This window comes from Spirochaetota bacterium (genome assembly GCA_040756435.1).
In the GTDB taxonomy this organism is placed as follows: domain Bacteria; phylum Spirochaetota; class UBA4802; order UBA4802; family UB4802; genus UBA4802.
The window spans coordinates 1-2733 of sequence record JBFLZD010000114.1; the positions used below are offsets into that span (position 1 = coordinate 1).

At 35.9% G+C, this 2733-nt stretch carries 3 protein-coding genes; all 3 read right to left on the reverse strand.

Annotated features, from left to right (window positions below):
- The coding region (locus AB1444_16325) for an iron chelate uptake ABC transporter family permease subunit (GenBank protein ID MEW6528220.1) at window positions 1-276 on the reverse strand (276 nt) is incomplete at its 3' end.
- A 100-nt stretch (window positions 277-376) separates the two neighbouring features.
- Window positions 377-1192 carry a helical backbone metal receptor gene (locus AB1444_16330; GenBank protein MEW6528221.1) on the reverse strand — a complete coding sequence of 272 codons (816 nt, stop codon included), beginning with the start codon at window positions 1190-1192 and terminating at the stop codon, window positions 377-379.
- A gap of 46 nt (window positions 1193-1238) precedes the next feature.
- A complete protein-coding gene (locus AB1444_16335) occupies window positions 1239-2480 on the reverse strand; it encodes an HDOD domain-containing protein (protein ID MEW6528222.1) in 1242 nt (413 codons plus the stop codon).
- Between the last annotated feature and the right edge of the window lie 253 nt (window positions 2481-2733).

A 2733-nucleotide genomic window follows, 5' to 3' on the forward strand; every position in this document is an offset into this window, starting at 1 on the left:
GCCACCTGATACCCCTAATGTATATGGTTCGGCCAGTGGATTTTTTAATAGTGATTGAAATATACAGCCAGAAACTGCCAGTGCAGCACCTGCAAAAAATGCCATGAGTACTCTAAGAAAGCGAAGCATGATAATCTGTTTGGCAACGGGGTTTATGCCAGTGATTGCTTCAAGCAATGTTATGTGCGATGCACCTATAGAAAGAGCTATCGCCAGTATAAATATACAGCCTGTACAGACTAGTATAATACTTATGTTGATGGAAAAATTTTTCATAGCTTTGGGTTAGGTGAAAGTATCACTGTCAAAGCTTCATTATGTCAACATTTTAAATTGGGACGATAGCTCATAATAGTTGAATATTTCCAGGGATATTTCACTTGCCATATAATACAGTAACTACATGTTGCAATGACTCACAGTAATGGTATGGTGTGTATAAATATAATCCATCATAAGGAAGGTGAACAATATTTTTTATTTTTCCAATCGTGTCAGGCAAGGTGTCATTGCTCAGGACAATAATCATATCCGCTTTTTGTGCAATGAGATATTCCTGCTGTACAATGGGGTAGCGTGTTTTACTGTAGTGTAATATATTGTCAAAGCCAGCATCGGCAAAGATATTGCTGATGTATGAATGTCGTGAAACAGCAATAAAGGGATTGGCTGAAAGCAGGATAAGCGCACGGTGATGTATTGTGTGCAAAAGAGCTTCACGCTTTTTTTTATACTGTGAAAGTTTATGTATGGCAAGATCTTTTTTATTGAGAATACCTGCTATGGTTAGATAATTATTGCATATAGTATCAAATGAATCTGCTGAAGGGAGATCGTAGCATGTAAGGCCAGCATGGTGTAGCATATCTATCTTTTGTGTTACTGAATCTTCTTTTGAATAGAGTATGATATCAGGCTGCAATGCAATAATTGCTTCACTGTTGGGGGTGGTGATAGTTCCTACCAGTGGTATATTCCTTGAAAGCGGTGGGTGGTACTGTGTTACGCCAGCAAGTAAGTGTTCACATCCTAAATCCTGTATCATTGAGGTGATGGATGGCGACAGTGAGACGATACGGGTGTAATGCTGCAAGGATTGATTGGCAGCCTGCACGTTTATGCTATGAGCTATCGCCCCGATTATAAAATAAGAGGTGATTGCAATAATCAAGTTGTTTGTGGTATGTGGCATGTTCCATGGTGGGTTTAGTTTGGAAATGTTTGTCAAGAAATATGTTTTATTGATGCACAAAAAATGTGTTAGCCCATTCAATTGCTTTGCGGTATGATTGTGCAATCTGTTCAGCTGGCAATTGAAGCTCTCCTGATAATCTGTTCACTGCGTCCCAGTTACCTTTTTCATACGCAGTAATAAATTCATACAGCTTTGCATAGGGGCCCTGTTGCTTTAAAATTGCTTTTTTTATATCATCAGTAAGAGGCAATTGCTGAAAAATTTCCTTTTTATCCCTATCAAAAAATGCATCTACCAGTGAAAATAAGCCCATCAGGAAACATTCGGATGCTTGTGGTTTTAACTGTGATGAGGCTGCTAAAAGTTCAGCAAATTTTGCACGTATTAATGATGTAACAATAAGTTCCTGTGGCTTATCCTGTGCTATGCTGTGAAGTACTACAAATGACAACCAGTTTTTGAATTCACGTATACCCAGAAGTGCCAGCGCATGTTTAATTGAACCAATCTGGCTGGCAAATCCAAAGGCGGCAGAATTTATGAATTTAAGCAATTTAAAGCTTAATGATACATCACGCTTTATTATCTCTTCTAATTTACCAAAATCTACATCTTCCTTATGGATTTGCTGTAATATTTCTAAATAGTTGAGTTTATAGACAGGAATGTCTCTTGATTCAATAATCTCTGGCTGGCTGAAGAAAAATCCCTGAAAATATGAGTATCCCAGGGATAGTGCTTCGTGGAAGTCTTCATAGGTTTCAATCTTTTCAGCCAGGAGTTTAATATTAAGATGTGCTGTTTCATTATGAATCTGTATACGTTCAAAGGTGGTTGTGTTTAAAAAATCAACTTTTATGATATCTGCAAAAGGAAGTAATTCACGGTACTCATCAGTAAAAACAAAATCATCAAGCGCAATTTTATAGCCCTGACTCTTCAGTTTTTTTGTGATAGTAATTATCTCATTGGTAATGGGAACAGTTTCAAGTATTTCAATTGTCAGCACCTCTTTTGGGAAAAAATAGGCAAGGTTTGTTTTTAAGGTTTCTTCAGTAAAATTAATGAATGCTCTTCTGCCACCTGTCAGTGAATCGGTCCCAATAACTAAGAAGCTATTGATCAGGGTTTTTGATGTTGAAGCATCAGCATCCAGTGCATTATAAAAATTTTCAAAACCGCTACGGAATAATATTTCATAGCCATATAATTCCTTATGCCTGTTAAATATTGGCTGCCTGGCAACAAAAATGGCATAATTATGTGGCTTTTGTTTTTGTTTCATAATAAAATTTTTATAACAAATTACTGCTTAAAATGTATCATACAACACTTTTATTGGCAAGCATTTTATATTAAAGACACCAATTATTCCTAATTATTCCTAAATGTGTAAATTTGAATAAAATATAAAATAGGGGCCGTCTCAAAACAAACTATGGGACGGCCTTTTTTTTTATTTTAAGTACTTGATACTGAAAAAAATTAAAAAATCCCATTTACTACTCATTTTCATGCAGGAATTTTCATCATATTAT

Coding starts and splice junctions, on each gene's coding strand:
- AB1444_16335 (MEW6528222.1), bottom strand. CDS start 2,480: ATGAAACAAAAACAAAAGCCACATAATTATGCCATTTTTGTTGCCAGG.
- AB1444_16330 (MEW6528221.1), bottom strand. CDS start 1,192: ATGCCACATACCACAAACAACTTGATTATTGCAATCACCTCTTATTTT.